The 23,081-nt window shown below is 60.1% G+C and carries 16 protein-coding genes, 2 tRNA genes and 3 rRNA genes; 8 read left to right on the forward strand and 13 right to left on the reverse strand.

Annotation, left to right across the window (positions count from 1 at the left end):
- Positions 1-135: 135 nt before the first annotated feature.
- From FPB55_RS19365 to FPB55_RS19395, 7 genes are all read left to right on the forward strand, one after another.
- Positions 136-942 (forward strand): NAD(P)-dependent oxidoreductase, encoded by an 807-nt coding sequence (locus FPB55_RS19365; protein ID WP_009682575.1) that lies wholly within the window; start codon positions 136-138, stop codon positions 940-942.
- Positions 943-966: 24 nt separating this feature from the next.
- A complete protein-coding gene (locus FPB55_RS19370; protein WP_144189092.1) occupies positions 967-1,848 on the forward strand; it encodes an SMP-30/gluconolactonase/LRE family protein in 882 nt (293 codons plus the stop codon).
- Positions 1,849-1,915: 67 nt separating this feature from the next.
- The gene (locus tag FPB55_RS19375; RefSeq protein ID WP_009682577.1) at positions 1,916-2,887 is read left to right on the forward strand and encodes a TRAP transporter substrate-binding protein; all 972 of its coding nucleotides are present in this window, start codon (positions 1,916-1,918) and stop codon (positions 2,885-2,887) included.
- Positions 2,888-2,951: 64 nt separating this feature from the next.
- Positions 2,952-3,479, forward strand: coding sequence for a TRAP transporter small permease (locus FPB55_RS19380; RefSeq protein WP_144189093.1), 528 nt, complete (start codon positions 2,952-2,954; stop codon positions 3,477-3,479).
- Positions 3,480-4,760 carry a TRAP transporter large permease gene (locus FPB55_RS19385; RefSeq protein WP_144189095.1) on the forward strand — a complete coding sequence of 427 codons (1,281 nt, stop codon included), beginning with the start codon at positions 3,480-3,482 and terminating at the stop codon, positions 4,758-4,760.
- 175 nt (positions 4,761-4,935) lie between these two features.
- Complete coding sequence (locus FPB55_RS19390) at positions 4,936-5,859, forward strand: DMT family transporter (protein WP_144189097.1); 924 nt, start codon at positions 4,936-4,938, stop codon at positions 5,857-5,859.
- A gap of 25 nt (positions 5,860-5,884) precedes the next feature.
- Complete coding sequence (locus FPB55_RS19395; protein WP_144189099.1) at positions 5,885-6,754, forward strand: aldose 1-epimerase; 870 nt, start codon at positions 5,885-5,887, stop codon at positions 6,752-6,754.
- A 21-nt stretch (positions 6,755-6,775) separates the two neighbouring features.
- Here FPB55_RS19395 and FPB55_RS19400 read toward each other — a convergent pair whose 3' ends face one another.
- From FPB55_RS19400 to FPB55_RS19460, 13 genes are all read right to left on the reverse strand, one after another.
- Positions 6,776-7,672: a LysR family transcriptional regulator gene (locus FPB55_RS19400; RefSeq protein WP_144189101.1), complete on the reverse strand. Its 897-nt coding sequence runs from the start codon at positions 7,670-7,672 to the stop codon at positions 6,776-6,778.
- Between the two features lie 83 nt (positions 7,673-7,755).
- Positions 7,756-9,792 carry a pyridoxamine 5'-phosphate oxidase family protein gene (locus FPB55_RS19405; RefSeq protein WP_144189103.1) on the reverse strand — a complete coding sequence of 679 codons (2,037 nt, stop codon included), beginning with the start codon at positions 9,790-9,792 and terminating at the stop codon, positions 7,756-7,758.
- A gap of 22 nt (positions 9,793-9,814) precedes the next feature.
- Positions 9,815-10,444: a glutathione S-transferase gene (locus FPB55_RS19410; RefSeq protein ID WP_029885569.1), complete on the reverse strand. Its 630-nt coding sequence runs from the start codon at positions 10,442-10,444 to the stop codon at positions 9,815-9,817.
- A gap of 215 nt (positions 10,445-10,659) precedes the next feature.
- On the reverse strand, positions 10,660-11,211 hold the full coding sequence (locus FPB55_RS19415) for a UPF0149 family protein (protein ID WP_054905987.1): 552 nt from the start codon (positions 11,209-11,211) through the stop codon (positions 10,660-10,662).
- Between the two features lie 92 nt (positions 11,212-11,303).
- The gene (locus FPB55_RS19420) at positions 11,304-12,293 is read right to left on the reverse strand and encodes an asparaginase (protein WP_144189105.1); all 990 of its coding nucleotides are present in this window, start codon (positions 12,291-12,293) and stop codon (positions 11,304-11,306) included.
- A complete protein-coding gene (locus FPB55_RS19425; RefSeq protein ID WP_125855641.1) occupies positions 12,290-13,444 on the reverse strand; it encodes a hypothetical protein in 1,155 nt (384 codons plus the stop codon). The genes FPB55_RS19420 and FPB55_RS19425 overlap by 4 nt, the downstream gene beginning before the upstream one ends.
- Positions 13,445-13,454: 10 nt before the next feature.
- Positions 13,455-14,351: a nitrilase family protein gene (locus tag FPB55_RS19430; RefSeq protein WP_115294620.1), complete on the reverse strand. Its 897-nt coding sequence runs from the start codon at positions 14,349-14,351 to the stop codon at positions 13,455-13,457.
- A gap of 222 nt (positions 14,352-14,573) precedes the next feature.
- Positions 14,574-16,217: an acetolactate synthase large subunit gene (locus FPB55_RS19435; RefSeq protein ID WP_144189107.1), complete on the reverse strand. Its 1,644-nt coding sequence runs from the start codon at positions 16,215-16,217 to the stop codon at positions 14,574-14,576.
- 229 nt (positions 16,218-16,446) lie between these two features.
- A 5S ribosomal RNA gene (rrf, locus tag FPB55_RS19440) occupies positions 16,447-16,562 on the reverse strand.
- Positions 16,563-16,696: 134 nt separating this feature from the next.
- Positions 16,697-19,589: ribosomal RNA gene (locus FPB55_RS19445) — 23S ribosomal RNA — on the reverse strand.
- Positions 19,590-19,838: 249 nt separating this feature from the next.
- Positions 19,839-19,914, reverse strand: a tRNA-Ala gene (locus FPB55_RS19450).
- A gap of 114 nt (positions 19,915-20,028) precedes the next feature.
- A tRNA-Ile gene (locus FPB55_RS19455) sits at positions 20,029-20,105 on the reverse strand.
- Positions 20,106-20,191: 86 nt separating this feature from the next.
- Positions 20,192-21,728, reverse strand: a 16S ribosomal RNA gene (locus FPB55_RS19460).
- The 16S, 23S and 5S rRNA genes sit together here with 2 tRNA genes alongside, the layout of an rRNA operon.
- A 456-nt stretch (positions 21,729-22,184) precedes the next feature.
- On the opposite strand from FPB55_RS19460, the gene FPB55_RS19470 reads away from it, so the two are divergent.
- Complete coding sequence (locus tag FPB55_RS19470; protein WP_009684638.1) at positions 22,185-23,081, forward strand: formate/nitrite transporter family protein; 897 nt, start codon at positions 22,185-22,187, stop codon at positions 23,079-23,081.

Raw genomic sequence — 23,081 nt, forward strand, 5'->3', positions numbered from 1 at the left:
CGACACGAGGCCGCTCCTACAGCACGCGCATAACACCAGACTGACATTGCGTTGTCATTGACAACACTGAATCGCACCGCCAATAATCACAGAAGTCATACGACAACCTACAACAATTAACAATAAGAGCCGGTCATGACCACTACCCCCCTCAAACGCCTGCTGCTCACCGGAGCCGCAGGCGGCCTGGGCAAGGTCCTTCGCGAACGCCTGCAAGGCTGCGCCGAGGTCCTGCGCCTTTCCGACATCAACCCCATGGCCCCAGCCGCTGGCCCACACGAAGAAGTGGTCACCTGCGACCTGGCCGACAAGGCAGCCGTGCATGCCCTGGTCGAAGGCGTCGATGCCATCGTGCACTTCGGCGGGGTGTCTACCGAGCATTCGTTCGAAGAGATTCTCGGCCCCAATATCTGCGGCGTGTTCCATGTCTACGAGGCGGCACGCAAGCATGGGGTGCAACGGGTGGTCTTCGCCAGCTCCAACCATACCATCGGCTTCTACCGCCAGAACGAGCGCATCGACGCGCATGCCCCGCGCCGCCCCGACAGCTACTACGGGCTGTCCAAGTGCTATGGCGAAGATGTCGCCAGCTTCTATTTCGATCGTTACGGCATCGAAACCGTCAGCATCCGCATCGGCTCTTCGTTCCCCCGGCCACAGAACCCGCGCATGCTCTGCACGTGGCTAAGTTACGACGATCTGGTGCAGTTGATTGAGCGCGGCCTGTTCACGCCGAACGTCGGCCACACCATTGTCTACGGTGCCTCTGCCAACCGCACCGTATGGTGGGACAACCGCCATGCCGCACATCTGGGCTACGTGCCCAAGGACAGCTCGGAGCCCTTCCGCGCAGCGGTGGAAGCCGAGCCGGCGCCTGCCGCCGATGATCCGAGCATGGTCTATCAGGGCGGCGCATTTGCCGTGGCCGGACCGTTCAACTGACCGCACGCGCCAGGAGGCACGGCCATGCACTGTGAACTGATCGTCGACGCCCGCAACGGCACCGGGGAAAGCCCCGTGTGGCACCCTGGCGAGCAGGCCTTGTACTGGGTCGACATACCCGCGCGCCAGTTGCACCGCTGGCAGCCGGTGGGTAACACGCACCAGGTCTGGCAGGGCGACCAGATGCTGGCCTGTATCGCCCGCAGTGGCGACGGCTGGGTGGCCGGCATGGAAAGCGGCATCTTCCAGATTCAAACCAAGGCCGACGGCAGCCTGGCCAGCCGTGTGCTCAGCGAGGTGGCGCATGCGCAGCCGGGCATGCGCTTCAACGATGGCCGCTGCGACCGCCAAGGGCGTTTCTGGGCCGGCAGCATGCTGCTGGACATGCAGCAAGGCGCCCACGTAGGGGCACTGTACCGGCATGACCGCGAGGGCCATTTGCACCTGCAGCAAGCGGGCATGATCGTGCCCAACGGCCTGGCTTTCAGCCCCGACGGCACGCGCATGTACCTGTCCGATTCGCACCCCAGCGTGCAGAAGATCTGGGCCTTCGACTACGACACCGACACGGGCCCCCCCCACAACCCGCGGCTGTTCGTGGATATGCGCAATTACCCCGGCCGCCCCGACGGTGCCGCCATCGACCAGGATGGCTGCTATTGGATATGCGGCAATGACGCCGGGCAGATCCACCGTTTCACCCCTGACGGGCGCCTGGACCGCTCGCTCAGCGTACCGGTGAAGAAGCCGGCTATGTGCGCCTTCGGTGGCGCCAACTTCGACACCCTGTACGTCACCTCGATCCGCCCGGCGGGGCTCGACCTTGGCGACCAGCCGCTGGCCGGCGGGGTATTTGCCCTCAACCCAGGCACCAGGGGCCTGGAGGAGCCAGCCTGGCGGGGCTGAGCCCCGCGACGCGCACCACACCCTTTGCACGCCCGAAACCAGATAATAAAAACCACGGAGTTTCATCATGACGTTCAAACGCAAGCTGCTTCTTGCCGTACTCCCCTTCGCCTGCAGCGTGGCCATGCCCGTTTCGGCGCTGGACATCAAGTTCGCGGAAATTCACCCCGCCGGCTACCCCACGGTGGTGGCCGAGCAGAACATGGGCAAGAAACTGGAACAGGCCAGCAATGGCGACATCACCTTCAAGATGTTTGCCGGCGGTGTGCTGGGCTCGGAGAAGGAAGTGATCGAACAGGCGCAGATCGGCGCCGTGCAGATGACCCGCGTCAGCCTGGGGATCGTCGGCCCGGTGGTGCCGGATGTGAACGTGTTCAACATGCCGTTCGTGTTCCGCGACCACGACCACATGCGCAAGGTCATCGATGGCGAGATCGGCCAGGAAATCCTCGACAAGATCACCAACTCCGACTTCAACCTGGTGGCCCTGGCCTGGATGGATGGCGGCTCGCGCAGCCTCTACACGAAAAAGCCGGTGCGCAGCCTGGAAGACCTGAAGGGCATGAAGATTCGCGTGCAGGGCAACCCGCTGTTCATCGACATGATGAACGCCATGGGCGGCAACGGCATCGCCATGGACACCGGGGAGATCTTCAGCGCGCTGCAGACCGGCGTAATCGACGGCGCCGAAAACAACCCGCCGACCCTGCTCGAACATAACCACTACCAGAGTGCCAAGTACTTCACCCTGACCAACCACCTGATCCTGCCCGAGCCGGTGGTGATGTCCAAGACCACCTGGAACAAGCTCACCCCCGAACAGCAAGCGCTGGTGAAAAAGGTAGCGCGTGAGGCGCAGATGGAAGAGCGGGTGCTGTGGGATGCGAAAACGGCCAGCAGCGAAGAGAAGCTCAAGGCCGCCGGTGTCGAGTTCATCACCGTCGACAAGAAACCCTTCTACGACGCGACCGCACCGGTGCGGGAAAAATACGGCGCGCAATACGCCGACCTGATGAAACGTATCGACGCGGTGCAGTAAGCGCGACCTTTCCTACCGACCTCGGCAGGGCCGCGTCAGCCGCCCTGCCGCTTTGGTGATGCCCATGAAAAACCTCTTTCTGCGTGCCAACGACACGTTGTACCGCGCCTGTATCTGGGTCGCCGGCCTGTCGATCCTGAGCATGTCGCTGATCATCCCCTGGGGCATCTTCGCCCGCTATGTACTCGGCACCGGGGCCAGCTGGCCAGAGCCGGTGGCCATCTTGCTGATGGTGGTGTTCACCTTCGTTGGCGCCGCCGCCAGCTACCGCGCCGGGGCGCACATGGCGGTGGCGATGATCACCGACCGCCTGCCGCCGCTGCAGCGCCGGCTGGTGGCCCTGCTGGTGCAGGTGCTGATGGTCCTGGTGTGCCTGTTCATGACCGGGTACGGCACCCAGCTGTGCATCACCACCTGGAACCAGTTTCTGGCCTCACTGCCCAGTGTGCGGGTGGGCATGACCTATGCGCCGATCCCGGTCGGTGGCGTGCTGACCTTGGTGTTTGTGCTGGAAAAACTCCTGCTGGGCGACCAGAGCCACCGCAAGGTGGTGCGCTTCGACCAACTGGAAGAAAACGAAGGAGCGGCGTAAATGGATGCGTTCATTCTGTTGGGCAGTTTTATCGCGCTCATCCTGCTGGGCATGCCCGTGGCCTATGCCTTGGGCCTTTCGGCGCTGATCGGCGCCTGGTGGATCGACATACCGCTGCAGGCGATGATGATCCAGGTGGCCAGCGGGGTTAACAAATTCTCGCTGCTGGCCATTCCGTTCTTCGTGCTGGCCGGGGCCATCATGGCCGAAGGCGGCATGTCACGGCGGCTGGTGGCTTTTGCCGGGGTGCTGGTGGGCTTCGTGCGCGGCGGCCTTTCGCTGGTCAACATCATGGCCTCGACGTTCTTTGGTGCAATTTCAGGCTCGTCGGTGGCAGACACCGCTTCGGTGGGCTCGGTGCTGATCCCGGAGATGGAGCGCAAAGGCTACCCGCGCGAGTTCTCTACCGCCGTGACGGTGAGCGGCTCGGTACAGGCGCTGCTGACCCCGCCCAGCCACAACTCGGTGTTGTACTCGCTGGCGGCGGGCGGCACGGTCTCGATCGCCTCGCTGTTCATGGCCGGGGTAATGCCGGGGTTGCTGCTGAGCGCGGTGATGATGGGCCTGTGCCTGCTGTTCGCCAAGAAGCGCAACTACCCCAAGGGTGAGGTCATCCCGCTGCGCCAGGCGCTGAAGATTGCCGGTGAGGCACTGTGGGGCCTGATGGCCATGGTGATCATCCTGGGCGGTATCCTGTCGGGCGTGTTCACTGCGACCGAGTCGGCAGCCGTGTCGGTCGTCTGGTCATTCTTCGTGACCATGTTCATCTACCGTGACTACAAGTGGCGCGACCTGCCCAAGCTGATGCACCGCACGGTGCGCACCATCTCGATCGTGATGATATTGATCGGTTTCGCGGCCAGCTTTGGCTACGTGATGACGCTGATGCAGATCCCGTCGAAGATCACCACGGCGTTCCTCACCCTGTCGGACAACCGCTATGTGATCCTGATGTGCATCAACTTCATGTTGCTGCTGCTGGGCACGGTGATGGACATGGCGCCGCTGATCCTGATCCTTACGCCGATCCTGTTGCCGGTGATCACCGGCATCGGCGTGGACCCGGTGCATTTCGGCATGATCATGCTGGTGAACCTGGGGATCGGCCTGATCACACCGCCGGTGGGCGCCGTGTTGTTCGTCGGCTCGGCGGTGGGCAAGGTGAGTATCGAATCGACGGTCAAGGCGCTGCTGCCGTTCTACCTGGCACTGTTCCTGGTGCTGATGGCGGTGACCTACATTCCGGCCATTTCGCTGTGGCTGCCTAGCGTGGTGCTGTAACCGCACCTCAGCCTGTAGGAGCGGCCTTGTGTCGCGATGGGCCGCAAAGCGGCCCCAGGTTTTCGGCGTTGTTGCGAATATTGCTGGGGCCGCCTTGCGGCCCATCGCGACACAAGGCCGCTCCTACAACGACTGCGATAGGGCTGGAAAATCTACCTGCAAACGGATCCTGCACATGGCTGTCCCCTCCTCTGCTCCCCCGCTGTTTCCGCGCCAGCTGGCCATCGCCCTGCTGGCTCTGCTTGCCTGCTCATTCGCCGGTAACCATATCGCCGCACGCATCGCCTTCGATGACGGCACCGGTGTGCTGCTGGCCATACTCTGCCGTTCCGGCATCACCTTCCTGGTGCTGGCCGGCGTGCTGCTGTGGCAACGCCAGGCGCTGGCGCTGCCCGCTGGCACCCGCCGCTGGCAACTGCTGCTTGGCCTGCTGATCGCCACCCAGAGCCTGTGCCTGTATTCGGCGGTGGCGCGCATCCCGGTGGCCCTGGCCTTGCTGGTGGGCAATACCTTCCCGATGCTGCTGGCGCTGCTGACCTGGGCGCTGGGCGGTGCGCGCCCCACTGGCCGCACCGTGCTGTTCATGGGCTTGATCCTATGCGGCCTGGTGCTGGCGCTGGATGTGCCGGCACGCCTGGCCGACAGCGGTGCGGGCAACCCGCACTGGGCGCTGGGGGTCAGCCTGGCCTTCGGCGCCGCTTGTGCCTTCGCTTGCGCGTTGTGGATCACCGACCACAAGCTGCCTAGCGTGCAGGGCCCAGTGCGCAGCCTGCTGACCCTGCTGATCGTGTTCTCCAGCATGCTGCTCGCGGGCGCCAGCGGGGTGATGCCGGCCGGTTTGTCGCTGCCGGGCAGCAGCAGTGGCTGGGTGGCGCTGGCCAGCCTGGTACTGCTGTATGGGCTGGCGTTCAGCTTGCTGTTCGTCTGCGTACCCAGGCTGAACATGGCGCAAAACGCCCCGGTGATGAACGTCGAACCCATCGCCACTTTACTGCTGGGTTGGGCCCTGCTCGACCAGCAACTGGGCCCGCTGCAATTGCTCGGCGGCGCCGTAGTGGTATGTGGCATCGTGCTGCTGACTTACCGGCGGGCCAACTGATCGCTCTGCTCCAGAGGAACATTGCATGGCTGTGACCACACTGCACCTGCAGGACCGCCTGACCCGCCTGAGCCTGGCGCCGGAACTGGGTGCCAGCCTGGTCAACTGGCAGGTCAAGGCAACGGGGCAGGCGCTGCTGCGCCATACCGACGCGGCTGCCTTGGCCAGCGCCACGCCCAGGCGGCTGGCTTGCTACCCACTGGCGCCTTGGTCCAATCGGGTTGCCGAGGGTGGTTATGCCCGGCCGCATGGCTGGCAGGCATTGGCGCAGAATACCGAGCACGACCCGTATCCCATTCATGGCAGCGCCTGGCAGCAGGCCTGGCACGTGGCGCATCACAGCGACCGGCGCGCACGGCTGACGCTGGACAGTGCCGTACCCTTCGCCTACCAGGCCACGCTGGATATACACCTGCATGAAGGCTGCCTGACCCTGGACCTGCATGTGACGCACCGGGATGATTCGGCCAACTGGTATGGGTTAGGCCTGCACCCTTATTTTCCGCGCTACCCGGATACCAGGCTGTCTGCGCCCGCGCGCCAGGTGTGGCTGGCCGAGGCTGGGCGCTTGCCGTCGTATCAGGCCACGGTGCCCGAGCCGTGGCGGTTCGAAGCACTGGGCCACCTGCCCGAGACGCTGGTCGACCACGCCTTCAGTGGCTGGCCGGGGCACTGTGTGATCGAACAGCCAGGGGCAGGCTACCGGCTGGCCTGTCGCGCCAGCGGGGCGGAGCACTTCTTGCTGTTCTGCCCGCCGGGGCAAGGCTTCTTCTGCTTCGAGCCGGTCAGCCACCCGGTCAACGCCCATCACCTGCCCGGCCGGCCGGGGCTGAGGCTGTTGCAACAGGGTGACACGATGAGCCTGGGGTTCAGCATGCAGTACCAAGCGTTGTAACGCATTGTGGGCGCTACATGCTCACTCCAGTTGCTGGTCCCGCAGCGCCTGCGCCAGCATGTCGATGAAGGTTCTGACCTTGGCCGACCCGTACTTGCTCTCGCGGTGCAGTATGTGAATCGGCCAGGGTGCTTCCTCATACTCGGCCAGAATCACCTGCAACTGCCCGCTCGCCAGTTCATCAGCCACCTGGTATGACAATAAACGGGCAATCCCCAGGCCACCGCAGGCCGCAGCGATAGCCCCATCATTGCTGGTCACCGTCAGCCGCGGTTTCATGCGCACCAAAGTCGGCTCATCGGTCACGCCAAAGCGCCAGCCGGCTCGGGGGGACAGGTTGGTGGTACCGATCACCGCATGCCCGGCCAGATCCGAGGGGTGCCTGGGCACACCGTGACGCGCCAGGTAACCGGGCGCAGCGCACAACATGCGCCGGACCTGACCGACCCGCAGGGCCTTCAAACCGGAGTCGGGCAACGGGCCGATGCGCACGGCCACATCCATGCCTTCCTCGACCAGGTTCACCACGCGGTCGAGAAAGTAGGCGGCCACGTCGACTTGCGGATACTGCTGCAGGTAGCGAACGATGCTGGGCATGACGAACTTCCTGCCGAACAGGATCGGTGCAGTCACCGCCAGGTCGCCCTTGGGGGTGGCATTGATGCCGGCCGCCGCTTCGTTGGCCTCGTGAATGCTGGCCAGGATATGCCGGGTGTCCTCCAGGTAGCGACCGCCTGCCTCGGTCAGGCGCACGCTGCGGGTGGTGCGCAGTAGCAGCTTGACCCCCAGCTGCTCCTCCAGGGCGCTGACGGCACGGGTGACGGCGGCCGGGGAGATGGCCAGGCGGCGGGCAGCAGCGGCGAAGCTTTCCAGCTCACCTACGGCGACGAATACCTTCATCAGGTGGATCTGGTCCATGCGAGCTCCTGGGGGCATGAGGTGCCGGGATTATTGTTCATCTGGATATTTTCTGCTGCCCGCGAAGAGGCGGGGCTGGTGTATCAGATGTCCAGCACCAGGGCCTGCACGCCCTCCTGCACCTGCGCCGGCACGGCACAACAGATCAACACCGACCCCGCCTCCGGTAGCTCTGCCGGTGGATTCGGGTAATGCACCTGGCCACTCACCAGTCTGGTCTTGCAGGTACCACACGAGCCACCCCGGCAACTGAACTCCGGCGCCAGCCCGCGCGCCTCGGCCAGCTCCAGCAAGGTACCGCCGCCGGGTGCCCAGCGCGCCTCCTTGGCCGACGCCGCAAAGTACACCGGTACTGGCTCGCTGGCAGCGGGTGGCTGCTGCAAGGCGGGCTGGTCGGCGTCCGTGTGCCGGCGCAACGTCGACGGCCCGAACGCTTCTGCGTGAATCCGCGCATCCGGCACATGCACGCCGCGCAACCCTTCATACAAGTCCTGGGTAAAACTGCCCGGTCCGCACAGGTAGAACTCGTAGTCGTCCAGTGCCAGCGTCGCCTTGACCTGCCCGATGCCCAGGCGCCCGGCAAACTCGTAATCCCGCCCAAGCAGCGCATGGCTTTCCGGCTGGCTCAGGGCGCGATGAATGTGCAGCAAGCCCTCGGCCCGTTGCTGCAAACTCGCCAGCTCCTGCCTGAACGGCAGGTCGGCCAGGCTACGCGCACCCTGGAACACGTGGATGGCCCGAGCCTGCCCTTGGCTCAATTGCTCACGCAGCATGGCCAGCAACGGCGTAATGCCTACGCCAGCGCCAATCAGCACCAACGGCCGCGTGCTCTGCACGTCGAGCGTGAAACTGCCCATGGGTGGGCGAACGTCAAGCACATCGCCTGGCGCGATGCGCTCATGCAAGTGGCGGGAAACCGGGCCCTGGGCTTTGACGCTGATGCGCCAATAGCCGTCGGAAGGTGCGCTGGACAAGCTGTAGGTGCGGATAAGCGGCGCCTCACCGTCGCGCTTGACCTGCACCGGAACATGTTGCCCGGGTGCAAACACCACAGCACTATCGCTGGGCGGCTGGAGGTAGAACGAACGGATATCGCGGCTCTCCTGCTCTACCCGCAGCACCCGCCAGGCTTGCCATTGGCGCTGCTGCTGACGTCGCTGCAAACGCGCATCGGCCTCGGCCCAGGTGCCGGTCATCAGGCTGGTGGGGGCGTACTCCTTGAACGCCCAGCGCAGGGAAACCGCAGCCGGCCGCCACACCACCTGGTCGACCTCCAGCGTCCACAGCCGCTCTGCACCTTCGAACGCCTGGATGGCCGGGCTTTCCAGCAGCACCTCGGCACGCCCGCCCACCTGCAGCACGTTGCCGCTACTGAAGTCGATGAACAGCAAACCTGCCCTCGGGTTGACCAACAAGTTGCCCAAGGTGTTGAAGTGCAGGTTACCGGCGTAGTCGGGAATGGTCAGCGTATTGCCTTGGACCCTGACGAATCCTGGCCGACCGCCACGGTGGGACACATCCACCGAACGCTGGCCGTTGTCATGCTCGACATAGCTGGCGACGAAGAAGGTGTCGGCAGACTGGATCATACTGACGGTCGTGGCATCCAAGGATGTCGCATCGATGCGCCCCTGAGCCGGTTCGGCGACGCGCGCGTAACCGCGCAACTGGATGTATTGCGGGCAGTTGCCGAACGACTGCTCTACCGCCACCTGCAATTGCCCTGCAACCGCCTGGCGAATCTGCCCGTTGAGGCGGTTGCGCCGGCGGGTGTGCAGTTCGATGCCCAGCAGGCCGATTGCCTGCCCGGCGACCAACCCCGGGGTCGCCGGGTCATCGGCCGCTAGCCTGGCGTCAATCGTCAACTGGCGTGGGTCGGGCGAACTGACGAAACCTTCCGGCCCTTCCAGCAGCGTCGCCCAGGGCCGCCCCTGAGCGTCTACGCTGGCCGCTACCATGAACGGCAACTGATGGTAGAACGTGCGGTGCTGGTCGGGCATGTAGTCACGAATGACCTTTTGCCCGAACGCCTCCATGCGCTCTGCTACACCGACCTTTTCCTGCAGGGTTTTCTCGCCCGCATGCCAAGGCGAGGGGCGGTGATCGGGGGACTGTTGCATGGTGGCGTTCCTCGCAGGGGCATCAGACGCTGGTCTGCAGCCCGATGACGGTGCGGGGCATCGGTACGAAGCCCGGCAATGCCTCGATCCGCGCCAGCCAGCTACGTACGTTGGCGTACGGCTCCAGCGACACGTTGCCCTCCGGTGCGTGGGCGATGTAGGAGTAGTTGGCGACGTCGGCGATGGTCGGCGTGTCGCCTGCCAGGAACGGCGACTTGGCCAGTTCGGCATCAATCACCTTGAGCAGGGTGTGCGCCCGGGTAATCACTTCGTCAGTGTTGAACGAAGCGCCGAACACGGTCACCAGGCGTGCAGCGGCCGGGCCAAAGGCCAGCGGGCCTGCAGCGACCGACAGCCAGCGTTGTACACGGGCGGCAGCGGCTGGCGCTTCGGGTAGCCAGGTTCCGTTGTCATATTTTTTGGCGAGGTAAACGAGGATTGCGTTGGAGTCTGCGATCACCGTGCCGTTGTCATCGATGACCGGTACCTGGCCGAACGGGTTGAGGGCCAGGAAGTCCGGCTGCTTGTGCGCACCTTTGGCCAGGTCCACGAACACCAGCTCGGTAGGCAGGTTGAGCAGCGAAAGCATCAGCTCGATGCGGTGGGCGTGGCCGGACTTGGGGAAGTTGTAGAGCTTGATCGGGTTCGACATGGGCTTGGCTCCTGGTCAGCACCGGATTGGGCTGATGGAGCACATGCTGCACTGATTCGGCTGGCAGCAGAATCAGTGCGCGGGGGAAACCATAATTTCGCCAGATGGAATAATAAACCGCCCCATGACAAAAAATAGTCTGCGTTTTTCGGGTACTTGCCGACGGATCCGCAGTGCGGCCCCAGCAAGTACCGCAGCAACCGAGCCCGTGTGCCTCAGTGCGGCTTGTTGAAGTAGCGGAACAAACCACGCGCGGCTTCGATCACCTTCGGCACACAGGCCTGTATCTCCGCTTCGCTCATCTGGTCCAGCAGCTCGAAGTTATCCTCCAGCCCATGCAAAGAGATGGCTTTGAGTAACTGGTCCTGCTCTGGCGGCAAAGCTTCCCAGTTGGCGACCTGGGTAGCGCGCATGTAGCCGAAGCACCATTCTTCCATCACGACCACGGTGCCCTGCTCGTCTTCTGTTTCCTCGAACAGCGGCTCGAACTGATCGATGTGATCGCCCAACTGTCCGGCGACTTGGTCGGCATACCGCAGCATCAATGCCACATAGGCTTCTTCATGGGCCGGTTTCTTGAACTTGGGCACCTTGCCACCCGCCACTGCCGGCAGCCAGTGCTCGGGGGTGACCGTGGTCGGCGAGCTAGCCAGCGCGGTGAAAAAGCCATTGAGCTCGGCCAGGTTGAGTACCGAGTAGTCGTTGCCGTAGGTGATCAGCAGGTCTTCGAGGCGGTGCAGTTCTTTTTCGCTGAGTGGCGGGAGCATCGGGCAGGGAATCCTTGCTAGCAAAAGTGTGTGCACCCTAGCACAGCAATGCTTGAAGGGTTGCCCGTGCAAGGCACTGCACGGGCAAATTTTCAGGTGGGCAGCCAACCCGGCAACTCATGCTGCCGGTCGGCGCCAATCAGCAGCCACAGCAAGATGCGGCACTTGCGCGGGCAGAGGTGCCCGGCCATGTGCACACCTTTTTTCTGCAAGTCGATCTCGGAGCCGGAAAAACCGTATGTTGCGCGGGCTGTAGCCCCCTCACCTGTACGAGTGGCGACAATGACTGGCAGGGTTGGCGTCATGTGCTCCAGAACATCAGACCAATTGCCGGAAACATGGCCGGCGCCGAACCCGGCGATGACCAGCCCGTCGTAGCGCAATGCGGGCAGAGCCTGCAGCAATACAGTGTCGGCGTCCAGGCACGCCTCCAGCAGGATGACGCGCTGGTCGGTACGCCCCGGTAGCGGGAGTACCTCCCGCCTGTCTGGGGGATGGCGGTAGGTTGCAACACCTTCTACAACTTCCCCCACAGGACCGAAACCAGGCGAGTCGAATGCCGCTATCGCCAGGCTGGCTGTCTTGCGAACCTTTGTCGCACGATGGATCTGACCATTCATCACCACCAGCACACCACGCCCACCGCTGCCTCGTGCCAATGCAACCTGGGCCGCAGCCAGAAGGTTGGCCGGGCCATCGTTGCCCGGCTGGCTGGGCGAGCGCATTGCACCGGTCATCACCAAAGGCGCATCGAAAGGCCAGAGCAGGTCAAGGAAATAGGCCGTTTCCTCAAGGCTGTCGGTGCCTTGGGTCAGTATCACGGCCCGGGCACCGCCCTCGACTTCGCAGCGAGCCCAGGCCAGCACTTCCAGCAACGCGTTGAAGCTGAGCGATGCACTGGGGACCAGGCTCAATGACGTTACAGTCAACTGCGCCATTTCGCGCAACTGCGGTACCTGAAGCAGTTGCTGCTCACAATCCAGGGTGGGCGTTACGCCACACTCACCCGCTGTAGCCTGCATGCTGACCGTCCCGCCCAAACTGGCGATCGACAGCTTGGGCAGGTCCGAATGCTCAATCATCCTTCTCCCCCCACCAGTAACCCGATCAGCGGTACGATTCCCAACGTGCTGATCGCCATCGACACCACGTTGCCGATGTAGCCATGCACATAACCCGGCAACCGCTGCGTGATCGCCACTGCCAGCGGCGGAGCCACCAGGGCCCCCAGCACTGCACTGGCCACAATGACTTGCCAACTACCGCCATGCGTCAGCACGGCGGCCGGCACGATCGAGACAATCGGAATATAAGTCGGATACCACCCCTGGGCTTGCCACTGGCCGCGCCAGAATACGACCCCGACCAAGGATGCCAAGACCTGTCCGGCCAGTATGTGCAACGCCAACATTGAACCGTATGCAGGTGCTGCCGGGGCCAACAGGTAAGCCAGTAACAAACCCAGTAGGAGACCCAGACTGGCCAGCTCATTGCCAAAGAAGGGGGCTTCACTGAAATCGGCCAGTACACGCCGCAAAGTCCAGATCACACCGTAGGATGGCTGGCTGGCCACAGGCTTCACAACGTCGGGTTCGTGGCTTTGACGGACCCAGGACGGGTAGCGCTTGCACAGCAGGAAAGCGGCGGCACTTGCCACGGCCATTCCACCCACGTTGCCGATAACCACAGGCAACTGCAGGGGGTAGCACAGGTAGTTGACCAGCAGCAGACTCGCCGGGGTTACCAGTAATGCCCCCAGCAATGCGCCTGCTATCGCCACACGCCAGCCCGCCCCATACAACAGCACCATGGCTGCCGGCAACGACACGAAGGCCACGAACGTTGGTTGCCAGGTACCACTGGCCAAGGTCCATCCCCACAAGGCATGGCTAAGTAAAAGGCCCATCAGCGAGCTGGTGAACACCCATGGCCACAGTCCGCTTCCATAGCAGATGGCAAAACCCTGCCAGCGGTACCCGCGAAGATGGGCCCAATGTGCCAGGCTGGCGCCTAGCAGCAAGCCCAGCGCAGGCAGCTCATGCTTGTAGAATGCGACCTCGCTGATATCGCCCACTATCCAGCGCAAACGACTCAGCGGTTGGTCCAGTGTCGCCGCCAGTTGCCCGTAGTCTGGCCACGGGCCTAACGCAAGACTGGCTGCCAGCAGCATTGCCAGGCAGGTGAAGATCAGCACGGGGGCGTGCTGCCGATTGGGCAGCAGTAATGGCTTCATGTGCGGATCCTCAGCGTGGCATAGGCGCATGCAGGCGGTAGCCAAGCGCAGCATCGTAGAGGTCGGTACGGCGATCACGCTGCAGGTCGTTGAGGCTGTTCCAGATCGGCGCTGAACGCGCGCTGCTGAGGTCGACATCGGCGTAGACAATGCTTTCCTCCTCCGCACTGGCCACAGCACCAATGGGCCAACCGTTGGTTCCGGCAATCAACGAACAACCGAGAAAGCGCCCTCCTCGCTCACTGCCGATACGGTTTGCGGCGGCGATGTAGACATTGTTCACATGTGCGGCTGTCATGGTCAGATACGACGCCATGCAACGCCCTGTTTCATCAAACAGTGGAGGCGGTGTCCACACCCAATTGTTCAAGCTGCATATGATGTCTGCCCCTTGCGCTGCCATGAGCCGTGGCACTTCAGGGAACCAGATGTCCCAGCAGATCAGCAGGCCGATACGGCCGATTGGCGTCTCGAATACAGGGAAGCCGAGGTCGCCAGGGGTGAACCAGAGCTTTTCCTGGTTCCACAGGTGGGCCTTGCGATAGTGGCCAAGCAGGCCGTCGGGGCCAAACAATACGGCGCTGTCGTAGAGCTTCAGGCCCTCACGCTCGGCGAATCCTGCTGCCAGGTACACCTGATATTCCCTGGCGAAATCAGCCCAGGCTTTCAGGCTGCGGCCCGCCTGCAACGTTTCGGCATGGGCATAGGCCTCGGCACGGGAGTGAAAGGTGTACCCGGTGTTGGCCAGCTCGGGCAGCACGATCAGATTGGCACCTTCACGCACCGCACGCTGAGCCAGTGCCAGGCCTCTGCTCAGGTTGCCATCGCAGTACTCTAGCCCGACTTGTGGGTCGTACTGGATGACAGCGATGCGGACAGGGCTGACGGGGGGGCAATGTTCGGACATGGCGACTTCCTTTTGTGGTTGTTTTGGAAGGTCGCCAGTAGAGCGGGGTTGGGTTTTGGAGGGACAGTCGGGCGATTCTCAAGCAGTTGAAGGATCTTGGAGAGAATTGAGTGGGAAACGCCCTAGGATAAAGAGCGGGAAGGAGTGATTGCCCACAGCCAGCTGACGCGGGAGCATAAGCTCCCAGCGCCTGCTGGCCCTATGAAGGGCTTGTGGATCTGTTTACACCGCCAGCGCGCGCTCACGCAGCTCGCTGTTGAGGATGCGGTCGTTTTCGCTGTAGTCGACCGGGCAGTCGATCACGTGCACGCCTGGGGTCTTGATGCAGTGCTCCAGCAGCGGCAGCAGGCCGTCGGCGCTTTCCACACGGTGGCCATTGGCGCCGTAGGCTTCGGCATACTTGACGAAGTCCGGGTTGCCGTAGTCCAGGCCGAAATCGGTGAAGCCCATGTTGGCCTGCTTCCAGCGGATCATGCCGTAGCCATCGTCACGCAGGATCACCACGGTGATGTGCATGCCCAGGCGCACAGCGGTTTCCAGTTCCTGGCTGTTCATCATGAAGCCGCCGTCACCGCACACCGAAATCACCGGGCGATCCGGGTAGACCAGGTGTGCAGCCATGGCCGATGGCAAGCCGGCGCCCATGGTCGCCAGGGCGTTGTCCAGCAGCACGGTGTTCGGCTTGTGCGCCTTGTAGTTACGGGCGAACCAGATCTTGTAGATGCCGTTGTCCAGGGCCACGATGCCTTCGGACGGCAGCACGCGACGAATGTCGGCCACCAGGCGCTGTGGGTAGACCGGGAAGCGGTCGTCGTCGGCGCCTTCGGCGATCTGGGCTTCGTTGGCTTCACGAATCGCCATGAGGCGGGTGAAGTCCCAGTGCGAAGTGTCGCCCAGGCCTTCAGCGATCTGCCACACGGCGTTGGCGATGTCGCCGATCACTTCAACCTGCGGGAAGTACACGGCATCGACTTCGGCGGAGCGGAAGTTGATATGGATGACTTCGGTGCCGCCACGCACCATGAAGAACGGCGGCTTCTCGATCACATCGTGGCCGATGTTGACGATCAGGTCCGCCGCTTCGATCGCACGGTGCACGAAATCGCCGGACGACAGCGCGGCGTTACCCAGGAAGCGTGGGTGGCGCTCGTCGACCACACCTTTACCCAGCTGGGTAGTGATGAACGGGATGCCGGTCTTGTCGATCAGTTGCTTGAGGACCTTGGCGGTCATCTTGCGGTTGGCACCGGCGCCGATAACCAAAATCGGACTGCGGGCTTTGTGCAGCTTTTCAATCGCAGCTTCGATGGCCACGTGCTCGGCCAGCGGGCGGCGGTGCAGGCTGCGCGGGATCGGCAGCGCGTCGGTCTGCTCGGCGGCGATGTCTTCCGGCAGTTCCAGGTGCACGGCACCCGGCTTTTCTTCTTCAGCCAGGCGAAAGGCTTCACGCATGCGCGAAGGGATGTTGTCGGCCGAAGCGAACTGGTGGGTGTACTTGGTGATGGGGTCCATCATGCCGCACACGTCGATGATCTGGAAGCGGCCCTGCTTGGACTTCTTGATCGGCTTCTGGCCGGTGATCATCATCATCGGCATGCCACCGAGGTAGGCATAGGCGCTGGCCGTGACCAGGTTGGTGGCACCCGGGCCGAGGGTCGACAGGCTGACGCCGGTCTTGCCGGTCAGACGACCGTAGGTAGCCGCCATGAAGCCTGCAGACTGCTCGTGACGGGTCAGTACCAGTTTGATCTTCGACTTGCGCAGGGATTCGAGCAGGTCGAGGTTTTCCTCACCAGGAATGCCGAATACATACTCGACACCTTCGTTTTCCAGGCATTGCACAACGACATCGGCGGCCTTGGCCATCTTGCTTGCTACCTCAACTGATGGGACGGTGGAAGTCCAGAAATGCGCAGCACGGTGCGCTGGCATCGCCAGGTCGAGGGGCAGGGATGCCCCGGACCTAAGCCTTGACGAAGGGGAGCCGAGGGAAAGTCACGTTGTGAGGGCGGTCATATTGTCGCAGCCCGGGACAACGGCGTGAGAAAGACAAAACCCCTACCTGCATGTGCAGATAGGGGTTTTGCGAAATGAATCTTGACGATGACCTACTCTCACATGGGGAAACCCCACACTACCATCGGCGATGCATCGTTTCACTACTGAGTTCGGGATGGGATCAGGTGGTTCCAATGCTCTATGGTCGTCAAGAAATTCTGTAGCCAGAATGTCCAGATGGACAGCCCAGCGAATCCGGATATGTGATGTTTGTGATGCCTTGCGAACTTTCGGTTCATGTCATCTTCACCACCGCAATCTGCGCTAGCAAATTGCTTGGGTGTTATATGGTCAAGCCTCACGGGCAATTAGTATTGGTTAGCTCAACGCCTCACAGCGCTTACACACCCAACCTATCAACGTCGTAGTCTTCGACGGCCCTTTAGGGGATTCAAGATCCCAGTGAGATCTCATCTTGAGGCAAGTTTCCCGCTTAGATGCTTTCAGCGGTTATCTCTTCCGAACATAGCTACCCGGCAATGCCACTGGCGTGACAACCGGAACACCAGAGGTTCGTCCACTCCGGTCCTCTCGTACTAGGAGCAGCCCCTCTCAAATCTCAAACGTCCACGGCAGATAGGGACCGAACTGTCTCACGACGTTCTAAACCCAGCTCGCGTACCACTTTAAATGGCGAACAGCCATACCCTTGGGACCGGCTTCAGCCCCAGGATGTGATGAGCCGACATCGAGGTGCCAAACACCGCCGTCGATATGAACTCTTGGGCGGTATCAGCCTGTTATCCCCGGAGTACCTTTTATCCGTTGAGCGATGGCCCTTCCATACAGAACCACCGGATCACTAAGACCTACTTTCGTACCTGCTCGACGTGTTTGTCTCGCAGTCAAGCGCGCTTTTGCCTTTATACTCTACGACCGATTTCCGACCGGTCTGAGCGCACCTTCGTACTCCTCCGTTACTCTTTGGGAGGAGACCGCCCCAGTCAAACTACCCACCATACACTGTCCTCGATCCGGATAACGGACCTGAGTTAGAACCTCAAAGTTGCCAGGGTGGTATTTCAAGGATGGCTCCATGAGAACTGGCGTCCCCACTTCAAAGCCTCCCACCTATCCTACACAAGCAAATTCAAAGTCCAGTGCAAAGCTATAGTAAAGGTTCACGGGGTCTTTCCGTCTAGCCGCGGATACACTGCATCTTCACAGCGATTTCAATTTCACTGAGTCTCGGGTGGAGACAGCGCCGCCATCGTTACGCCATTCGTGCAGGTCGGAACTTACCCGACAAGGAATTTCGCTACCTTAGGACCGTTATAGTTACGGCCGCCGTTTACCGGGGCTTCGATCAAGAGCTTCGCTTGCGCTAACCCCATCAATTAACCTTCCGGCACCGGGCAGGCGTCACACCCTATACGTCCACTTTCGTGTTTGCAGAGTGCTGTGTTTTTAATAAACAGTCGCAGCGGCCTGGTATCTTCGACCGGCATGAGCTTACGGAGCAAGTCCTTCACCCTCGCCGGCGCACCTTCTCCCGAAGTTACGGTGCCATTTTGCCTAGTTCCTTCACCCGAGTTCTCTCAAGCGCCTTGGTATTCTCTACCTAACCACCTGTGTCGGTTTGGGGTACGGTTCCCAGTTATCTGAAGCTTAGGAGCTTTTCTTGGAAGCATGGTATCAACCACTTCGTCGCCTAATGGCAACTCGTCATCAGCTCTCGGCCTTGAAATCCCGGATTTGCCTAAGATTTCAGCCTACCACCTTAAACCTGGACAACCAACGCCAGGCTGGCCTAACCTTCTCCGTCCCTCCATCGCAATAACTGGAAGTACAGGAATATTAACCTGTTTTCCATCGACTACGCTTTTCAGCCTCGCCTTAGGGACCGACTAACCCTGCGTCGATTAACGTTGCGCAGGAAACCTTGGTCTTTCGGCGTGCGAGTTTTTCACTCGCATTGTCGTTACTCATGTCAGCATTCGCACTTCTGATACCTCCAGCAAGCTTCTCAACTCACCTTCACAGGCTTACAGAACGCTCCTCTACCGCATCACCAAAAGGTGATACCCGTAGCTTCGGTGCATGGTTTGAGCCCCGTTACATCTTCCGCGCAGGCCGACTCGACTAGTGAGCTATTACGCTTTCTTTAAAGGGTGGCTGCTTCTAAGCCAACCTCCTAGCTGTCTAAGCCTTCCCACATCGTTTCCCACTTAACCATGACTTTGGGACCTTAGCTGACGGTCTGGGTTGTTTCCCTTTTCACGACGGACGTTAGCACCCGCCGTGTGTCTCCCATGCTCGGCACTTGTAGGTATTCGGAGTTTGCATCGGTTTGGTAAGTCGGGATGACCCCCTAGCCGAAACAGTGCTCTACCCCCTACAGTGATACATGAGGCGCTACCTAAATAGCTTTCGAGGAGAACCAGCTATCTCCGAGCTTGATTAGCCTTTCACTCCGATCCACAGGTCATCCGCTAACTTTTCAACGGTAGTCGGTTCGGTCCTCCAGTCAGTGTTACCTAACCTTCAACCTGCCCATGGATAGATCGCCCGGTTTCGGGTCTATACCCAGCGACTAAACGCCCTATTAAGACTCGCTTTCGCTACGCCTCCCCTATTCGGTTAAGCTCGCCACTGAATATAAGTCGCTGACCCATTATACAAAAGGTACGCAGTCACCTAACAAAGTAGGCTCCCACTGCTTGTACGCATACGGTTTCAGGTTCTATTTCACTCCCCTCTCCGGGGTTCTTTTCGCCTTTCCCTCACGGTACTGGTTCACTATCGGTCAGTCAGTAGTATTTAGCCTTGGAGGATGGTCCCCCCATATTCAGACAAAGTTTCTCGTGCTCCGTCCTACTCGATTTCATTGATAAGAGATTTTCGTGTACGGGGCTATCACCCACTATGGCCGCACTTTCCAGAGCGTTCCACTAATCTCAAACCAACTTAAGGGCTGGTCCCCGTTCGCTCGCCACTACTAAGGGAATCTCGGTTGATTTCTTTTCCTCAGGGTACTTAGATGTTTCAGTTCCCCTGGTTCGCCTCTTGCACCTATGTATTCAGTACAAGATACTCAGCTTATGCTGAGTGGGTTCCCCCATTCAGAGATCTCTGGATCACAGTCTGTTTGCCGACTCCCCAAAGCTTATCGCAGGCTACCACGTCTTTCATCGCCTCTGACTGCCAAGGCATCCACCGTATGCGCTTCTTCACTTGACCATATAACCCCAAGCAATCTGGTTATACTGTGAAGACGACATTCGCCGAAAATTCGCATTTCGCTCAGTTAAGAGCAGAACTCACAAATTTTACCTTAGCCTGATCACACACCAGTGAAAGTGCATATCAGTCTATATCTATCACATATCCGAATTTTTAAAGAACGATCTGACAAAAGTCAGAAATCAACATTCATCGACGAATGTTCATTTCTAATTTCTGAGCAGGAGCAACATCTACCGCAGAAAGTGGTGGAGCCAAGCGGGATCGAACCGCTGACCTCCTGCGTGCAAGGCAGGCGCTCTCCCAGCTGAGCTATGGCCCCGTATTCTACGGCTGAACCATGTAATGGTAGGTCTGGGCAGATTTGAACTGCAGAAGAGCCGTCCTCACCACTCTTTATCCAGAGGCATGGGGTGCTCAACATTCCAACCAAAAATGGTAGGTCTGGGCAGATTTGAACTGCCGACCTCACCCTTATCAGGGGTGCGCTCTAACCAACTGAGCTACAGACCTAATGGTATAACTTTGGGTCTTGATCGTCTTTTACAATGAATCAAGCAATTCGTGTGGGAGCTCATCAGCAGGCTGATGTCGTCGATTAAGGAGGTGATCCAGCCGCAGGTTCCCCTACGGCTACCTTGTTACGACTTCACCCCAGTCATGAATCACACCGTGGTAACCGTCCTCCCGAAGGTTAGACTAGCTACTTCTGGTGCAACCCACTCCCATGGTGTGACGGGCGGTGTGTACAAGGCCCGGGAACGTATTCACCGCGACATTCTGATTCGCGATTACTAGCGATTCCGACTTCACGCAGTCGAGTTGCAGACTGCGATCCGGACTACGATCGGTTTTGTGAGATTAGCTCCACCTCGCGGCTTGGCAACCCTCTGTACCGACCATTGTAGCACGTGTGTAGCCCAGGCCGTAAGGGCCATGATGACTTGACGTCATCCCCACCTTCCTCCGGTTTGTCACCGGCAGTCTCCTTAGAGTGCCCACCATAACGTGCTGGTAACTAAGGACAAGGGTTGCGCTCGTTACGGGACTTAACCCAACATCTCACGACACGAGCTGACGACAGCCATGCAGCACCTGTGTCAGAGTTCCCGAAGGCACCAATCCATCTCTGGAAAGTTCTCTGCATGTCAAGGCCTGGTAAGGTTCTTCGCGTTGCTTCGAATTAAACCACATGCTCCACCGCTTGTGCGGGCCCCCGTCAATTCATTTGAGTTTTAACCTTGCGGCCGTACTCCCCAGGCGGTCAACTTAATGCGTTAGCTGCGCCACTAAAATCTCAAGGATTCCAACGGCTAGTTGACATCGTTTACGGCGTGGACTACCAGGGTATCTAATCCTGTTTGCTCCCCACGCTTTCGCACCTCAGTGTCAGTATCAGTCCAGGTGGTCGCCTTCGCCACTGGTGTTCCTTCCTATATCTACGCATTTCACCGCTACACAGGAAATTCCACCACCCTCTACCGTACTCTAGCTTGCCAGTTTTGGATGCAGTTCCCAGGTTGAGCCCGGGGCTTTCACATCCAACTTAACAAACCACCTACGCGCGCTTTACGCCCAGTAATTCCGATTAACGCTTGCACCCTCTGTATTACCGCGGCTGCTGGCACAGAGTTAGCCGGTGCTTATTCTGTCGGTAACGTCAAAACAGCAAGGTATTAGCTTACTGCCCTTCCTCCCAACTTAAAGTGCTTTACAATCCGAAGACCTTCTTCACACACGCGGCATGGCTGGATCAGGCTTTCGCCCATTGTCCAATATTCCCCACTGCTGCCTCCCGTAGGAGTCTGGACCGTGTCTCAGTTCCAGTGTGACTGATCATCCTCTCAGACCAGTTACGGATCGTCGCCTTGGTGAGCCATTACCTCACCAACAAGCTAATCCGACCTAGGCTCATCTGATAGCGCAAGGCCCGAAGGTCCCCTGCTTTCTCCCGTAGGACGTATGCGGTATTAGCGTTCCTTTCGAAACGTTGTCCCCCACTACCAGGCAGATTCCTAGGCATTACTCACCCGTCCGCCGCTGAATCAAGGAGCAAGCTCCCGTCATCCGCTCGACTTGCATGTGTTAGGCCTGCCGCCAGCGTTCAATCTGAGCCATGATCAAACTCTTCAGTTCAATACTGCTTGGATTTTTAAGAAACCCTAAACTTGGCTCAGCAATCTCAAATGACTATGTGATTTCTCGCATGGCCACTTGTGATGCTGATAATCTTTTTGACTATCAGTCCGTACTCACAAGCACCCACACGAATTGCTTGATTCGATTTGTTAAAGAGCGGTTGGCTAAGAGTGTTTCGTCTCAACCGAGGCGCGCATTCTACGCTTTCCTCATTTGCTGTCAAGCGTTTATTTTGAAGTTTTTTACCGCTGCTTTCTTTCGAAAGCCAACAACTTCAACAACTTACCGCTTGCCTCGAAGCGTTGATCGCTGCGAGGAGGCGAATAATACGCGCTTTGAATTCAGAGTCAACACCTTGTTCCAAAAACTTTTCTCAGCCGTTTCGCCTGCCCCCCGGCAACTAATGAAATCGCCACGAATCTGTAGAGAACCCCACCACGGAGCGAAGCGGCCATGAGTGTCGAGCAAAGCGAGAAAACCCCAGGGCTTTCGGCAGATGAAGAGCAGGAAGTCAGCCACAACCAGCCGCCACGAGCGGCAGTGCTGCACGAGACCATTCGCTACCAGGGCGATCAGGAACTGGAACGGACCCTCGCCGCCTTGTGGTGGTCGGCTGTCGCCGCCGGCTTGTCGATGGGCTTGTCCCTGATGGCCATGGGACTGTTCTATGCCCGCCTGCCAGAAGGTGAAAGCGCCCAGGTAGTCGCCAGCATCGGCTACAGCGCCGGCTTCCTTGCCGTGATCCTGGCCCGCCAGCAACTGTTTACCGAGAACACCCTGACTGCGGTGCTGCCGGTCATGACCAGCCCTACCCTTGCCAACTTCGGCCGCCTTCTGCGGCTTTGGGGCGTAGTGCTGCTGGGCAACCTGGCGGGTACCCTGCTGGTGGCCTGGGTGATGCTCGAGCTGCCGATCTTCGACAGCAAGACCGACATGGCGTTTCTGGAGATCGGCCGCAAGGTCATGAGCAACGACATCAGCCAGATGTTCGCCAAGGGCATCGTCTCGGGCTGGATGATCGCCACCATGGTATGGATGATCCCCTCGATGGAGAACGCCAAGATCTGGATCATCCTGATGATCACCTACCTGATGGCCATTGGCGACTTCACCCATATAGTAGTGGGCTCGGTCGAGGTGTCCTACCTGGTGTGGGCCGGCGAAGAAACCTGGCGCAGCTTCTGGCTGGAGTTCGCCTTGCCGACACTGGCCGGCAACATCATCGGCGGTAGTTTCATTTTCGCGCTCATCAGCCACGCTCAGGTGCGCAGTGACAGTGGCAAGGCACCCTCGCGGCTGTTGGAGCACGAGCGGGCGCAACGCCAGCGTGGCAAAGACGACACCAAGTGA

Origin of the sequence: Pseudomonas sp. BJP69 (assembly GCF_007633355.1) — a bacterium.
Lineage (GTDB): Bacteria > Pseudomonadota > Gammaproteobacteria > Pseudomonadales > Pseudomonadaceae > Aquipseudomonas > Aquipseudomonas juntendi.